The following is a 14,080-nucleotide window of genomic DNA, read 5'->3' on the forward strand; positions in this document are numbered from 1 at the left end:
GGCAGGGCCGCCGTGTGTCGCGGCGCGCGGAAACGTCAGTGGGCGCCTGCGTAGATCCACTCGAGCAGCGAGTCGTGCGCGGCGCGCGCGGCTTCCGCGTGATCGTCGTTGATGAAGCTCACGACGACGTAGCTCTGGCCGTCCGCGCCGGCGACGTAGCCGGCGATCGCGCGCACGTCGCGCAGCGTGCCGGTCTTGATGTGCGCGTTGCCGAGCACGCCGGCGTTGGTGAGGCGGTTCTTCATCGTACCGTCGATGCCGGCGATCGGCAGCGAATCGACGAAGGCCTGCGCGACGGGGCTCGCGTTCGCGGCCTGCAGCAGCGCGGCGAGCGACAGCGCGCTCACATGCTCGTCGCGCGACAGGCCCGAGCCGTTTTCGAGCACGAGGTCGGGCATCGCGATGCCGTTCTTCTGCAGGAACGCCTGGATCACGCGGCTCGACTGCTCGGGCGTCGCGGGCGGCTTGCCGCTGACCGCGCCGATCGTCAGGAACAGGTTGCGCGCCATCACGTTGTTGCTGAACTTGTTGATGTCGTAGACGATGCTGCCGAGCACCGGGCTGTGGTGCACGGCGAGGGGCCGCGCGGTGGCCGGCACCTTGCCTTCGCTCACCGGCCCCGCGATCGTGCCGCCGTCCTGCTGCCACAGCGCGAGGAAGCCGCGCGCGAAGAACGTCGTGTGATCGAGGATCGCGAGGTTGGTCGTGTGCGCGCCGCAACGCAGCGGGTAGTCGCCGGCGAACGAGGCGGTCATGATCCCGCCGTCGGCGGTCAGCGTCGGCCGCGCGGCCGCGGCGGCCGCGCTGCACGAGCCGGTGCCTTCGACCAGCTGGTTGTCGATCGACAGGTCCGCGAGCGGCGGCAGCACGTCGACGGCCACCTTGCCGTCGTCGCCCGGCGTGACGGTGAACGACACGGCCTTGAACGCGTACAGAAGCGGATCGGGGCCGACGTTGTACGGCGCGCTCGCGTCGTCGTCGAACGACGGGAGATCGCGCGTCGATGCCGCGAAGTAGCTCTTGTCGAGCACCAGGCCGCCGGTCACGCGCTTGACGCCGGCCTTGCGCAGCTTGTCGACGAGGTCGATCAGCTCTTCGGGCACGAGCTTCGGATCGCCGGTGCCCTTGATGTACAGGTTGCCCTGCAGCGTGCCGTCGGGATCGATCGTGCCGTCCGTGTAGGCGGTCGTGCGCCAGCGGTAGTCGGGGCCGAGGATCGACAGGCCCGAGAAGGTCGTCACGAGCTTCATCGTCGAGGCGGGCAGCATCGGCCGGCTCGCATTCCACGCGATCAGCGGTTCCGGATCGCCGACGCGCTCGACGACGACGCTCATCGCCGACGCCGGCACCTTCGCGCGCTGCAGCGCGACGAGCACGGACGCCGGCAGGCCGGCCGCGCGTGCGGCGGGCGACACGACGGTCGTCTTGTGCGCTTCCTTGTGGGATTTCTTGCGGGCCTGCGCGGCAGGCGCGAAGGCGAGGGCCGTGCAGGTGGCGACGATGGCGGCTGCCCGCAGGCAGGTGCGGGCGCGGGGGGCGAACCGGGTGGAAAGATCGGAAATCGGCATGAGCGAATACGGGAAAAGCACGACGTTCGGGCAGGGCGCGCGCGGCGCCAAAGCGCACATTGTAGAGACAAGTCCGGACAGCCCCCTTGCAATCCGCCTTTCTGTTGCATTGCACGGTGCCGCGCATGCGATTCGCGGCGCTACAATGGTCGACGTGTTTGAGTTGCCCCATGGATGCCAGTCCCGATGCGGATTCTGCTTGTCGAAGATGATCGAATGATTGCCGAAGGCGTGCGCAAGGCGCTGCGCTCGGACGGCTTTGCGGTCGACTGGGTGCAGGACGGCGACGCCGCCCTGACGGCGCTCGGCGGCGAGGCGTACGACCTGCTGCTGCTCGATCTCGGCTTGCCGAAGCGCGACGGCATCGACGTGCTGCGCACGCTGCGCGCACGCGGGCTGGCGCTGCCGGTGCTGATCGTCACCGCGCGCGACGCGGTGGCCGATCGGGTGAAGGGGCTCGACGCGGGCGCCGACGACTACCTCGTCAAGCCGTTCGACCTCGATGAACTGGGCGCACGGATGCGCGCGCTGATCCGCCGCCAGGCCGGGCGCAGCGAATCGCTGATCCGCCATGGCGCGCTGACGCTCGATCCCGCTTCGCACCAGGTGACGCTCGACGGCGTGCCCGTCGCGTTGTCCGCGCGCGAGTTCGCGCTGCTCGAGGCGCTGCTCGCACGGCCCGGCGCGGTGCTGTCGAAGAGCCAGCTCGAGGAGAAGATGTACGGCTGGGGCGAGGAGATCGGCAGCAACACGGTCGAGGTCTACATCCACGCGCTGCGCAAGAAGCTCGGCTCGGACCTGATCCGCAACGTGCGCGGGCTCGGCTACATGGTCGTCAAGGAAAGCTGACGCGTGAGGTCGATTCGTCATCAATTGCTGATCTGGCTGCTCGCGATCGTCGTCGCGGGCGTGGGCATCGCGGGCTGGCTCATCTACCGGCAGGCGCTCGCCGAGGCGAACGAACTGTTCGACTACCAGTTGCAGGAAATCGCGGCGGCCTTGCCGTCCGAGCCGTTCTCGCAGGTGTTCGGTTCGCGCACCAACGGCGACGAAGGCATCGTGATCCAGATATGGAACCGCAACGGCGTGCTGATGTACTTCTCGCATCCGCGTGCGCCGATCGCGCCGCGCGCGGAGCTCGGCTTCTCGACCGAGCGCACCGATCGCGGCGAATGGCGCGTGTACGGCGCGATCGTCGGCGACAACGTCGTGCAGCTCGCGCAGCCGCTGTCGGTGCGTAACCGGCTCGCGGCGAACGTGGCGCTGCGCACGCTGTGGCCGCTGATCGTGCTGCTGCCGTTCCTCGGTGCGGCCGTGTGGGTGATCGTCGGGCGCGGGCTCGCACCGCTCGGCCGCGTGACGCGCGCGGTCGAGGCACGCCGGCCGGAAGCGCTCGATCCGCTGCCCGATGCGCGCCTGCCGCTCGAGGTGCAGCCGCTCGTACGGGCGCTGAACGGGCTGCTCGCGAGGCTGTCGGCCGCGCTCGACACGCAGAAGGCCTTCGTGGCCGACGCCGCGCACGAACTGCGCACGCCGCTCGCGGCCGTGCAGATCCAGGCGCAGCTCGTCGCCCGCGCGAAGGACGACGCATCGCGCCGCGAGGCGGTCGCGGATCTCCAGGATGGCGTGTCGCGTGCGACGCGTCTCACGGAGCAACTGCTCGCGCTCGCCCGCGCCGAACCGGATGGCGCGACGATGCGCGAGCCGGTCGACCTGCAGGCGCTGCTCGCCGAGTGCGTGGCCGCGCTGGCGCCGCTCGCGCAGCGGCGCGACATCGATCTCGGTTTCGAGGAGACGCGCGCGGCGAGCGTCGTCGCGGACGTCGGCGCGCTGCGCGTGATGTTCGGCAACCTGCTCGACAACGCGGTGAAGTACACGCCGGACGGCGGCCGCATCGACGTGTCGCTGACTCGCGACGCGGCCGGTCGCGCATGCGTGCAGATCGGCGACAGCGGGCCCGGCATTCCGGCCGACGAGCGCGAGCGCGTGTTCGACCGCTTCTACCGCGACAGCTCCGCGCGGGCGCGCACCGACGTGTCGGGCAGCGGGCTCGGGCTCGCGATCGTCAAGCGCGTGGCGGCGCAGCAGGGCGCGACGGTGTCGCTCGGCGACGCGGCCGCGGGCGGCCTGCTCGTCAGCGTCGTGTTCCGCGATGCCGAGATGCCGGCCGAGGCGCCGCAGCCGTCCGAATCCGTGTGAAGAACGCCGCCGGGCGCGCGCCGGCGGCCGCTTAAGCCCCGCTTAAGGCTGATTAAGCCTCCTTTAAGTCAGGGTCGTTACGCTGCGTTCTAACAACGAGGAGGTCCTACGATGAACACCCGATTCCTTGCGCGCGGCGCCGTCGCGGTCGCCGTGGCGGCCGCCCTGTCCGCCGGCTATGTCGCCGGCACGCGCCGCGCCGATCCGCAGATCATCACGCCGGCGCAGGCTGCCGCGCTGATGCCGGCCGAAGCGGCCGCCAAGACCGGCATTCCCGATTTCTCGGGGCTCGTCGAGACCTACGGCCCGGCGGTCGTGAACATCAGCGCGAAGCACGTCGTGAAGCAGGTGTCGCGGCGCGTGCCGCAGCCGCAACTGCCGATCGACCCGAGCGATCCGTTCTACCAGTTCTTCAAGCATTTCTACGGCCAGGTGCCGGGCATGGGCGGCGACGCGCAGCCGGACGACCAGCCGAGCGCGAGCCTTGGTTCCGGGTTCGTCATCAGCTCCGACGGGTACATCCTCACCAATGCGCACGTGATCGACGGCGCGAACGTCGTCACGGTCAAGCTGACCGACAAGCGCGAATACAAGGCGAAGGTCGTCGGCTCGGACAAGCAGTCCGACGTCGCCGTGCTGAAGATCGACGCGAGCGGCCTGCCGACCGTGAAGATCGGCGACCCGGCGCAGAGCAAGGTCGGCCAGTGGGTCGTCGCGATCGGTTCGCCGTACGGCTTCGACAACACGGTCACGTCGGGCATCATCAGCGCGAAGTCGCGCGCGCTGCCCGACGAGAACTACACGCCGTTCATCCAGACCGACGTGCCGGTGAACCCCGGCAACTCGGGCGGCCCGCTGTTCAACCTGCAAGGCGAGGTGATCGGCATCAACTCGATGATCTACTCGCAGACGGGCGGCTTCCAGGGCCTGTCGTTCGCGATCCCGATCAACGAGGCGATCAAGGTGAAGGACGAGCTCGTGAAGACGGGCCACGTGAGCCGCGGCCGCCTCGGCGTCGCCGTGCAGGGGCTGAACCAGACGCTCGCGAGCTCGTTCGGACTGCAGAAGCCGGACGGCGCGCTCGTCAGCTCGGTCGATCCGAACGGCCCGGCCGCGAAGGCCGGCCTGCAGCCGGGTGACGTCATCCTGTCGGTCAACGGCTCGCCGGTCGCCGATTCGACGTCGCTGCCCGCGCAGATCGCGAACCTGAAGCCGGGTTCGAAGGCCGACCTGCAGATCTGGCGCGACAAGTCGAAGAAGTCGATCAGCGTGACGCTCGGCGCGATGGCCGATGCGAAGCTCGCGTCGAATGACGGCGGCCCCGTCGAGCAGGGGCGCCTGGGTGTCGCGGTGCGTCCGCTGTCGCCGCAGGAGCGCAGCGCCGACAACCTGTCGCACGGCCTGATCGTGCAGCAGGCCGGCGGGCCGGCCGCCAACGCGGGCATCCAGCCCGGTGACGTGATCCTCGCGGTCAACGGCCGCCCGGTCACGAGCCCCGAGCAGTTGCGTGACGCGGTCAAGAGCGCGGGCAACAGTCTTGCTCTGCTGATCCAGCGCGATAATGCACAGATCTTCGTGCCGGTCGACCTGAGCTGACCGGCTACGGCCGACGGCCGGCCAGGCCGGCCGCGGCGGGCGCCGCCGCCGTTCCGAATGGGAGACGCGGCGCCCTGTATGTGTTCCGACCCCAAGGAGGGAGCCATGCAATATCTACGCAACGTGTCCCGAATTGCCGTCGCCGCGGCGCTGGCCGCCGGCCTCGCAGCCGGGGCGACCGGCGCGTACGCGCAGTCGGACGGCTTGCCCGCCGCGCGCCAGCAGGGCGACGTCACCTTCGTGTCCGGCGGCGTCGGACAGGACGAATCGACGGCGTTCCAGCGCAACGAGTCGAGTTGGCCGCTGGCGCTGCGGTTTACCGGCAAGGGCGGCGAGTTCCTGGCCGACGTCCATGTGCGGATCGTCGACGGCAAGGGTAACGAAGTGCTGAAGACCGACGCGCGCGGGCCGTACATGCTCGTGAAGGTGCCGCCGGGCCGCTATACGGTGCATGCGTCGTACCAGGGCAACGAGGAATCCCGCGCCGTCACGGTCGGCGCGAAGGGCGGTGCGAAAACCGCATTCCAGTGGAGCGCGCAGTAGCCCGCCGCGCGCGGCCCCGATCGGGGTCGCGCATTCGGCTGCGGTTTCGCCCATAATGAAAGCCACGGCACTCGTGCCGTGGCTTTTTCGTTTCCTGAGCCTGGCTTGGCCTGACCGCCCCAAGGAGAAACGATGTCCGACGCAGCCGACCCTCGTCTCGAAATCGTGCCGAACCGCCATCGCGTTCGCGTTATTCATCGCGGCATCACGTACGCCGATTCGCACGGCGCGCTGACCGTGCGCGAAACGGGCCTGCCGGACACCCACTACCTGCCGCGCGGCGACGTCAACATGCGCCGGCTCGTGAAATCAGGCGTCACGTCGGCCTGCCCGCTCAGGGGCGAGGCCGTGCACTTCGACTTGCAGACCGAAGACGGCGTGATCGAGAACGCCGCATGGAGTTACGAGGAACCGAAGGAGGCCGCGCTGGCGCTCGCGCACTACGTGGCCTTCGACGCTGCACGGATCGACAGTCTCGTCGAGACGTCCTGATGCGGCGCGTGTTCATCGGGGAGGCGTCATGGAACTGAACGACACATTACGGATACCGCTCGCCCCGCCTGTCGTGCGGGAGGCGTTCGAGGATCTCGCGTTGCTGCGCGCGAGCTTCGAGCACTGCGAATCCTTCGTGAAGCTTGCGCATGGCGAGTTTGCGTTGACGATCACGGTGCCGCTCGGCCCGCTGCGCGCCCGCTACGACGTGCGTGCGCATGCCGCCGCCGAGCAGGGCGACGCGGAAGGGCAGCCGCGCCGCGTGCTCAACTTCAAGGCCCGGGCCGACGGGCTCGGCGCGCTGCGCGGCCAGGTCGAACTTGTCCTGATGCCGGATGACGACGCGCACGCCACGCGCATCGAGTACGTGGTCTGGGCGACGGCGAGCGGTCCGCTCACCGAGCTTCCGGGGCGGCAGATCGAAAATACGCTGCGCGAATGGACCGACGATTTCTTCCGTGAATTCTGTGCGGTCGTGCAGGCGAAGCACGGTCTTGCGCCGAATCGCGCGCGCTCGGCCGCGCCACGGCGCCAGCACGTGTTCCTGCGGCCGGCGTCGCTGGTGGCCGCGACGAAGCGCGCGCTGCCGCCGCACCTCGGCGGCGCGCTGACCGGGCGTGCCGCCAGCGCGCTCCCGCATCGCGGCTCCGGCACGGTGCCCGTGTGGGCGTGGGCCGCGATGATCGTCTTCGTCGCGCTGCTGCTTTACGCGGCACGCTGGATCAACGGCGGCTGAGCGGCCGGCCGGTTCCGCTGCGAGGCCCGCTCGGCACGCGCGTTACCGCACGACCTCGGCGCCGGCTCCGGCGCCGCGAAATTCCCTTCGATAGGCCGACGGCGACGTGCCGAGTGCGCCCGCGAAATGCTGGCGCAGCGACACGCTCGACCCGTAGCCGGCCGCTTGCGCGATCGCGTCGATCGATTGTCCGGTGGTCTCCAGCAGATGCTGCGCGCGCGCGAGCCGCTCGGCCTGCAGCCACGCGGTGACGGTCGTGCCGGTCGCCTGGCGGAAGTGGCGCGTGAACGTGCGCCGGCTCATCAGCACGCGTTCGGCGAGCGAATCGACGCTGTGCGCCGCGTCGAGGTGGGCGCGCACCCAGTCGAGCAGCTCCGCGAGCCGTGCGTCGCGCGGGTGCGCGGCGACCGGCTGCGGCACGTATTGCGCCTGCCCGCCCTGGCGGTGCGGCGGGATCACGAGGCGGCGCGCGATCTGGTTCGCGGCGTCGGAGCCGAAGCGCCGCCGGACGACGTGCAGGCAGCAGTCGAGCCCGGCTGCCGTGCCGGCCGACGTCATCAGGTTGCCGTCGTCCACGTACAGCACGTCCGGATCGAGCTTCACGCGCGGAAAGCGTCGCGCGAAGTCGTCGGCCCACGCCCAGTGCGTGGTGGCCGGGCGACCGTCGAGCAGGCCGGCCGCGGCGAGCACGTAGGCGCCGAGGCACAGCCCGACGAGCTGCGCGCCACGTGCGGCGACCGCGCGGACGGCGTCGAGCAGCACGTCGGGCGGCGCTTCGTCCGGATCGCGCCATGCCGGCACGATGACGATGTCCGCATCGTCGAGCCCGTCGAGCCCGTATGGCGCGGTGATCGTGAAGCCGCCCGTCGTCGACAGCGGGCCACGCTCGGCCGAGCAGACGCGAAACTCGAACGCAGGCGAGGCGGCCGCGTCGCGTTCCTTGCCGAACACGACCGACGGCACCGACAGGTGGAACGGGCTGATGCCGTCGTACGCGATCACGGCAACGACGGTCGGAACGGGCGGGGCGGCTCGGGTGGACGAGGCGACGGCGGTCATGGGGGCTCCGGAATGGCGATGGCCCGATTCTATCGAAGAATGACTATCGGGCCACTATCTGCGTGAACGATGCGCACCGACAATGCATCGCATCGCGCCGCTGGCCGTCCCGTTCCGGGGCGGGGCCGCGCCCCCGGACCAGGAGCCCGTCATGTCGAACGCCGTCCCGCATTCCGCTTCCCCGATCGTTTCCCCTCCGGCTTCCCGCCGTGCGCTGATCGTGATCGACGTCCAGAACGAATACGTGACGGGCAATCTGCCGATCGAGTATCCGCCGCTCGACGTGTCGCTCGCGAACATCGGCCGCGCGATCGATGCCGCGCATGCGGCCGGCGTGCCCGTGATCGTCGTCCAGCACGTCGCGCCGGCCGGCGCGCCGATCTTCGCGCCCGGCTCCGACGGCGTCGCGCTGCACGCGGTCGTTGCCGGCCGGCCATACGCGCACCTGATCGAGAAGAAGCAGGCAAGCTCGTTTGCCGGGACCGACCTCGCCGCGTGGCTCGAGGCGCACGGGATCGACACGCTCGCGGTGGCCGGCTACATGACGCATAACTGCAATGCGTCGACGGTCTATCACGCGGCGCACGCGGGGCTGAATGTCGAGTACCTGGACGACGCGACGGGCGCGCTGCCTTACGAGAACGAAGCAGGCGCGGCGAGCGCCGAGGAGATTCACCGCGCGTACACGGTGGTGTTCCAGTCGAATTTCGCGGCCGTGATGCCGACCGACGCATGGATCGCGGGACTCGCCGGCGCGCCGATGCCGAAGCGTGGTTCGGTCGCCGGATCGAACCGGCTGGCCCGCGCGCAGCGCGCGAAGGCGGCCTGAACCGGGCGGGGAGAAGGGGGCGTGGGCAGCGCGTTGGTGCGGCCCGGCGCGCCGCCCGATGAAACAAAAACCGCAGGCGAGCGCGCGTCGCGCGGTCAGCGCGGTCAGTCGTCGTCTTTCAGCATCGCCGGGCTGTAGCGCAGCATGTCGAAACAACCGTCGACGAGCTTTTCCGCATGCCGCTCGGCGTCGATCTCGTCGGGCAGCATCAGCATGTCGCGCACGAAACCGCTGACGAGCGTGTGCAGCATCAGCGTCGCGCGCCACGTATCGAGCCGTTCGGGCAGCAGCTTGAGCTGCACGGCCCCCGCGAGATCGGCGTCGATCGCGTGCAGCGCCTCGCTCATTCCCGCACGGTTGCGCTGCAACAGCGGCTCCAGGTCGGCGACGTACTCGCACTTCATGAACAGGATGCTGAACACGCGGCGCAACTGCGCGTCGCGTTGCACGCCGAGCAGGCACCAGATCAGGATCTGTCGGATCTTCTCGAGCGGATTGCCGCCCGGCGCGTCGAGCGGCATCCGCTTCAGTTCGTCGATCGGCAGAAACACGCGGTCGAACATCGCGTCGAACAGTTCGCTCTTGTTCGCGAAATGCCAGTAGATTGCGCCGCGCGTCACGCCGGCATGCTGGGCGATGTCCGCGAGCGACGTATGCGACACGCCTTTCTCGAAGAACACGTGCTCGGCGGCGTCGAGAATGCGATTGCGCGTCTCGAGTGCCTCCTCCTTGGTACGTCTGACCATGTGCAGGCCTGATTGGAATGATCGTAGGTGAATTTGGGGTCTGCAACCCTCGTCGCAGCCAGGTAGACCGGCTATGCTTGCGGCTGGTAACAATCCGTAAGACTGGACCGCGGGCGGGGCATAAACGGGCTTTTTACATACATTCATGAATGTATATACAATACCACCCTACGATCGAATGACCCAAGTGGCAATCAGTTAATATCCCACTCTGCTGATTCCCGCCAAAGTACCAGTCCGCAGTTGCGGGGCAACCTGTCGGCACGGAGGTTTCGTGCCGCTTGCTGTATCTAGCAGTCCAGTATTTCAGGTGTTCGATCTGCGCCGTGAGGCGCATCCGTGTTGCACTCCCTCCGGTGGGGTGCGGCACTTATTCCATTGGTTATACACAGAGGTCGCTCCATGCGCGTCGAACGGGTTCCATACCGCTTAATCACTGTCGCGACGGCCGCCGTTTTCCTGGCCGCGTGCGGAAAAAAAGAATCGGCACCGCCGCCGCAAGTACCGGAAGTCGGCGTCGTCACCGTCCAACCGCAAGCCGTACCGGTCTTCACCGACCTGCCGGGCCGCACCAGTGCATTCCTTGTCGCGCAGGTCCGCGCGCGGGTCGACGGCATCGTGCTGCGCCGTGAATTCACCGAAGGCACCGACGTCAAGGCCGGTCAGCGCCTGTACAAGATCGACCCGGCGCCTTACATCGCCGCGCTGAATAGTGCAAAGGCGACCCTTGCGAGGGCGCAGGCGAACCTCGTCACGCAGAATGCGCTGGTCGCGCGCTACAAGGTGCTGGTGGCCGCGAACGCGGTCAGCAAGCAGGACTACGACAACGCGGTGGCCGCGCAAGGCCAGGCCGCGGCGGACGTCGCGGCCGGCAAGGCAGCGGTCGACACCGCGCAGATCAACCTCGGCTATACCGATGTCGTGTCGCCGATCACCGGCCGCGTCGGCATCTCGCAGGTGACGCCGGGTGCCTACGTGCAGGCGAGCCAGGCGACGCTGATGTCGACGGTGCAGCAGCTCGATCCGGTGTACGTGGACCTCACGCAGTCGAGCCTCGACGGGCTGAAGCTGCGCCAGGACGTGCAGAGCGGCCGCCTGAAGACGAGCGGCCCGGGCGCGGCGAAGGTGTCGCTGATCCTGGAGGACGGCAAGACCTACTCGGAGCAGGGCAAGCTGCAGTTCTCGGACGTGACGGTCGACCAGACCACCGGCTCGGTGACGATCCGCGCGGTGTTCCCGAACCCGGGCCGCGTGCTGCTGCCGGGCATGTTCGTGCGTGCGCGGATCGAGGAAGGCGTGAACGAGAACGCGTTCCTGGTGCCGCAGATCGGCGTCACGCATGACCAGAAGGGCCAGGCGATCGCGATGGTGGTGAACGCCAGCAACAAGGTCGAGCCGCGTCCGCTGAAGACGACGGGCATGCAGGGCCCGAACTGGATCGTCGAAGGCGGTCTGCAGGCGGGCGATCACGTGATCGTGCAGGGCGTCGAGAAGGTGCGCCCGGGTGCGACCGTGAAGACCGTCGCCGCGCAGCTTGCACCGGCGGCCGATGCCGCATCGGGTGCCGCTGCCGCCACCGCCGCGCCGGCTGCCGCCGGTTCCGGCGCCGCTGCCGCTTCCGGTGCTGCAGCATCGGGCGCCGCGCCGGCGAGTGCTGCCGCTGCTTCGAGCGCGCAATAACAGGGAGCCTGTTTCATGGCAAAGTTTTTTATCGATCGCCCGATCTTCGCGTGGGTGATCGCCATCATCCTGATGCTGGCCGGGGTTGCGTCGATCTTCACGCTGCCGATCTCGCAGTATCCGACGATCGCGCCGCCGTCGATCCAGATCACCGCGAACTACCCGGGCGCTTCCGCGAAGACGGTGGAAGACACGGTGACGCAGGTGATCGAGCAGCAGATGAGCGGTCTCGACAACTTCCTGTACATGTCGTCGACCAGCGATGACTCGGGCAACGCGACGATCACGCTGACCTTCGCGCCGGGCACCAACGCCGACATCGCACAGGTTCAGGTGCAGAACAAGCTGTCGCTCGCGACGCCGATCCTGCCGCAGGTCGTGCAGCAGCTCGGCCTCTCGGTGACGAAGTCGAGCAGCAGCTTCCTGCTGGTGCTCGCCTTCAACTCCGAAGACGGCAGCATGAACAAGTACGACCTCGCGAACTTCGTGGCGTCGCACGTGAAGGACCCGATCAGCCGGTTGAACGGCGTCGGTACCGTCACGCTGTTCGGCTCGCAGTACGCGATGCGGATCTGGCTCGATGCCAACCGCCTGACGAACTACAGCCTCACGCCGGTCGACGTGTCGACCGCGATCTCCGCACAGAACGTGCAGATCGCGGGCGGCCAGATCGGCGGCACGCCGGCCACGCCGGGCACGATGCTGCAGGCGACGATCACCGAATCGACGCTGCTGCAGACGCCTGCGCAGTTCGGCAATATCCTGCTGAAGGTCAACCAGGACGGCTCGCAGGTTCGCCTGAAGGATGTCGCGAAGATCGAACTCGGTGGTGAAAACTACAACTTCGACACGAAGTACAACGGTCAGCCGACCGCGGCACTCGGTATCCAGCTCGCGACCAACGCGAACGCGCTCGCGACCGCGAAGGCCGTGCGCGCGAAGATCGACGAACTGGCGCCGTTCTTCCCGCACGGCCTCGTCGTGAAGTACCCGTACGACACGACGCCGTTCGTGAAGCTGTCGATCGAGGAAGTGGTCAAGACACTGCTCGAAGGTATCGTGCTGGTGTTCCTCGTGATGTATCTGTTCCTGCAGAACCTGCGGGCGACGATCATCCCGACGATCGCGGTGCCGGTCGTGCTGCTCGGCACATTCGCGATCATGTCGATGGTCGGCTTCTCGATCAACACGCTGTCGATGTTCGGCCTCGTGCTCGCCATCGGCCTGCTGGTGGACGATGCGATCGTGGTCGTGGAGAACGTTGAGCGGGTGATGGCGGAAGAGGGCCTGTCACCGAAGGAGGCGACCCGCAAGGCGATGGACCAGATCACCGGCGCACTCGTCGGCGTGGCGCTCGTGCTGTCGGCGGTGTTCGTACCGGTGGCGTTCTCCGGCGGGTCGGTCGGCGCGATCTATCGCCAGTTCTCGCTGACGATCGTGTCGGCGATGGTGCTGTCGGTGCTCGTCGCGTTGATTCTGACGCCGGCACTGTGCGCGACGATCCTCAAGCCGATCCCGCAAGGGCATCACGAAGAGAAGAAGGGCTTCTTCGGCTGGTTCAACCGCACGTTCAACAACAGCCGCGACAAGTACCACGTCGGCGTGCACCACGTGATCAAGCGCTCGGGCCGCTGGCTCATCATCTACCTGGTCGTGATCGTCGCGGTCGGCCTGCTGTTCGTGCGCCTGCCGAAGTCGTTCCTGCCGGATGAGGACCAGGGCCTGATGTTCGTGATCGTGCAGACGCCGTCGGGTTCGACGCAGGAAACGACCGCGAAGACGCTCGCGAACATTTCCGACTACCTGCTGAAGGACGAGAAGGACATCGTCGAATCGGCGTTCACGGTCAACGGCTTCAGCTTCGCCGGCCGCGGCCAGAACTCCGGTCTCGTGTTCGTGCGCCTGAAGGACTACTCGCAGCGTCAGCATGCGAACCAGAAGGTGCAGGCGCTGATCGGCCGGATGTTCGGGCGCTACGCGGGCTACAAGGACGCGATGGTGATCCCGTTCAACCCGCCGTCGATTCCTGAGCTCGGCACGGCTGCCGGCTTCGACTTCGAGCTGACGGACAACGCGGGTCTCGGCCACGATGCGCTGATGGCGGCGCGTAACCAGCTGCTCGGGATGGCCTCGAAGGATCCGACGCTGCAGGGCGTGCGTCCGAACGGCCTGAACGATACGCCGCAGTACAAGGTCGACATCGATCGCGAGAAGGCGAACGCGCTCGGCGTGACGGCATCGGCGATCGACCAGACGTTCTCGATCGCATGGGCGTCGCAGTACGTGAACAACTTCCTGGATACCGACGGCCGGATCAAGCGCGTGTACGTACAGGCGGACGCACCGTTCCGGATGACGCCGGAAGACCTGAACATCTGGTACGTGCGCAACGGGTCGGGCGGGATGGTGCCGTTCAGCGCGTTCGCGACCGGTCACTGGACGTACGGTTCGCCGAAACTCGAGCGCTACAACGGTGTGTCGGCGATGGAAATCCAGGGGCAGGCCGCACCGGGCAAGTCGACCGGCCAGGCGATGACCGCGATGGAAGGGCTCGCGAAGAAGCTGCCGGTCGGTATCGGCTACTCGTGGACCGGCCTGTCGTTCCAGGAAATCCAGTCCGGCTCGCAGGCGC

At 68.0% G+C, this 14,080-nt stretch carries 13 protein-coding genes; 10 read left to right on the forward strand and 3 right to left on the reverse strand.

Going from position 1 to position 14,080, the window contains the following annotated elements; genetic code table 11:
- Positions 1-35 precede the first annotated feature (35 nt).
- Positions 36-1,568: a D-alanyl-D-alanine carboxypeptidase/D-alanyl-D-alanine-endopeptidase gene (dacB, locus tag HWX36_RS27560; RefSeq protein ID WP_175956493.1), complete on the reverse strand. Its 1,533-nt coding sequence runs from the start codon at positions 1,566-1,568 to the stop codon at positions 36-38.
- On the opposite strand from dacB, the gene HWX36_RS27565 reads away from it, so the two are divergent.
- The 7 genes from HWX36_RS27565 to HWX36_RS27595 all read left to right on the forward strand — a co-directional run bounded on the left by HWX36_RS27565 (position 1,567) and on the right by HWX36_RS27595 (position 7,134).
- On the forward strand, positions 1,567-1,788 hold the full coding sequence (locus HWX36_RS27565; RefSeq protein ID WP_175956495.1) for a hypothetical protein: 222 nt from the start codon (positions 1,567-1,569) through the stop codon (positions 1,786-1,788). The two genes, dacB and HWX36_RS27565, sit on opposite strands and share 2 nt — an antisense overlap.
- Complete coding sequence (locus HWX36_RS27570; protein WP_175956497.1) at positions 1,755-2,417, forward strand: response regulator; 663 nt, start codon at positions 1,755-1,757, stop codon at positions 2,415-2,417. Before HWX36_RS27565 ends, HWX36_RS27570 begins: the two co-directional genes overlap by 34 nt.
- Before the next feature lie 3 nt (positions 2,418-2,420).
- Positions 2,421-3,767 carry an ATP-binding protein gene (locus HWX36_RS27575; protein ID WP_175956499.1) on the forward strand — a complete coding sequence of 449 codons (1,347 nt, stop codon included), beginning with the start codon at positions 2,421-2,423 and terminating at the stop codon, positions 3,765-3,767.
- A 111-nt stretch (positions 3,768-3,878) separates the two neighbouring features.
- The gene (locus HWX36_RS27580) at positions 3,879-5,363 is read left to right on the forward strand and encodes a DegQ family serine endoprotease (protein ID WP_175956501.1); all 1,485 of its coding nucleotides are present in this window, start codon (positions 3,879-3,881) and stop codon (positions 5,361-5,363) included.
- Between the two features lie 105 nt (positions 5,364-5,468).
- Entirely contained in the window at positions 5,469-5,906 is a 438-nt protein-coding gene (locus HWX36_RS27585) for a carboxypeptidase-like regulatory domain-containing protein (RefSeq protein WP_175956503.1), read from the forward strand.
- 132 nt (positions 5,907-6,038) lie between these two features.
- Entirely contained in the window at positions 6,039-6,398 is a 360-nt protein-coding gene (locus HWX36_RS27590; protein ID WP_175956505.1) for a DUF427 domain-containing protein, read from the forward strand.
- 28 nt (positions 6,399-6,426) lie between these two features.
- Entirely contained in the window at positions 6,427-7,134 is a 708-nt protein-coding gene (locus HWX36_RS27595; RefSeq protein ID WP_175956507.1) for an SRPBCC domain-containing protein, read from the forward strand.
- Positions 7,135-7,176: 42 nt separating this feature from the next.
- Here the strand turns inward: HWX36_RS27595 and HWX36_RS27600 are convergent, their stop codons facing one another.
- Positions 7,177-8,193, reverse strand: a complete 1,017-nt coding sequence (locus tag HWX36_RS27600) for a helix-turn-helix domain-containing protein (RefSeq protein ID WP_175956509.1) — start codon at positions 8,191-8,193, stop codon at positions 7,177-7,179.
- Positions 8,194-8,344: 151 nt separating this feature from the next.
- Between HWX36_RS27600 and HWX36_RS27605 the strand changes: the two genes are divergently transcribed.
- Positions 8,345-9,022, forward strand: coding sequence for a cysteine hydrolase family protein (locus tag HWX36_RS27605; protein WP_175956511.1), 678 nt, complete (start codon positions 8,345-8,347; stop codon positions 9,020-9,022).
- Positions 9,023-9,126: 104 nt separating this feature from the next.
- On the opposite strand, the gene HWX36_RS27610 is transcribed toward HWX36_RS27605, so the two are convergent.
- A complete protein-coding gene (locus HWX36_RS27610; RefSeq protein WP_175956513.1) occupies positions 9,127-9,768 on the reverse strand; it encodes a TetR family transcriptional regulator in 642 nt (213 codons plus the stop codon).
- A gap of 402 nt (positions 9,769-10,170) precedes the next feature.
- Between HWX36_RS27610 and HWX36_RS27615 the strand changes: the two genes are divergently transcribed.
- The gene (locus HWX36_RS27615) at positions 10,171-11,448 is read left to right on the forward strand and encodes an efflux RND transporter periplasmic adaptor subunit (RefSeq protein WP_175956515.1); all 1,278 of its coding nucleotides are present in this window, start codon (positions 10,171-10,173) and stop codon (positions 11,446-11,448) included.
- A 15-nt stretch (positions 11,449-11,463) separates the two neighbouring features.
- Positions 11,464-14,080: efflux RND transporter permease subunit (locus HWX36_RS27620; RefSeq protein WP_175956517.1), on the forward strand; the 2,617-nt coding region annotated here is incomplete at its 3' end.

The organism is Burkholderia sp. BCC0405 (assembly GCF_902833075.1).
Lineage (GTDB): Bacteria > Pseudomonadota > Gammaproteobacteria > Burkholderiales > Burkholderiaceae > Burkholderia.

Excerpts from the sequence above, each read along its gene's own strand:
- HWX36_RS27570 (WP_175956497.1), top strand. The coding sequence starts at position 1,755 with ATGCGGATTCTGCTTGTCGAAGATGATCGAATGATTGCCGAAGGCGTG.
- HWX36_RS27580 (WP_175956501.1), top strand. The coding sequence starts at position 3,879 with ATGAACACCCGATTCCTTGCGCGCGGCGCCGTCGCGGTCGCCGTGGCG.
- dacB (WP_175956493.1), bottom strand. The coding sequence starts at position 1,568 with ATGCCGATTTCCGATCTTTCCACCCGGTTCGCCCCCCGCGCCCGCACC.
- HWX36_RS27600 (WP_175956509.1), bottom strand. The coding sequence starts at position 8,193 with ATGACCGCCGTCGCCTCGTCCACCCGAGCCGCCCCGCCCGTTCCGACC.
- HWX36_RS27605 (WP_175956511.1), top strand. The coding sequence starts at position 8,345 with ATGTCGAACGCCGTCCCGCATTCCGCTTCCCCGATCGTTTCCCCTCCG.
- HWX36_RS27565 (WP_175956495.1), top strand. The coding sequence starts at position 1,567 with ATGAGCGAATACGGGAAAAGCACGACGTTCGGGCAGGGCGCGCGCGGC.
- HWX36_RS27590 (WP_175956505.1), top strand. The coding sequence starts at position 6,039 with ATGTCCGACGCAGCCGACCCTCGTCTCGAAATCGTGCCGAACCGCCAT.
- HWX36_RS27585 (WP_175956503.1), top strand. The coding sequence starts at position 5,469 with ATGCAATATCTACGCAACGTGTCCCGAATTGCCGTCGCCGCGGCGCTG.
- HWX36_RS27610 (WP_175956513.1), bottom strand. The coding sequence starts at position 9,768 with ATGGTCAGACGTACCAAGGAGGAGGCACTCGAGACGCGCAATCGCATT.
- HWX36_RS27615 (WP_175956515.1), top strand. The coding sequence starts at position 10,171 with ATGCGCGTCGAACGGGTTCCATACCGCTTAATCACTGTCGCGACGGCC.
- HWX36_RS27595 (WP_175956507.1), top strand. The coding sequence starts at position 6,427 with ATGGAACTGAACGACACATTACGGATACCGCTCGCCCCGCCTGTCGTG.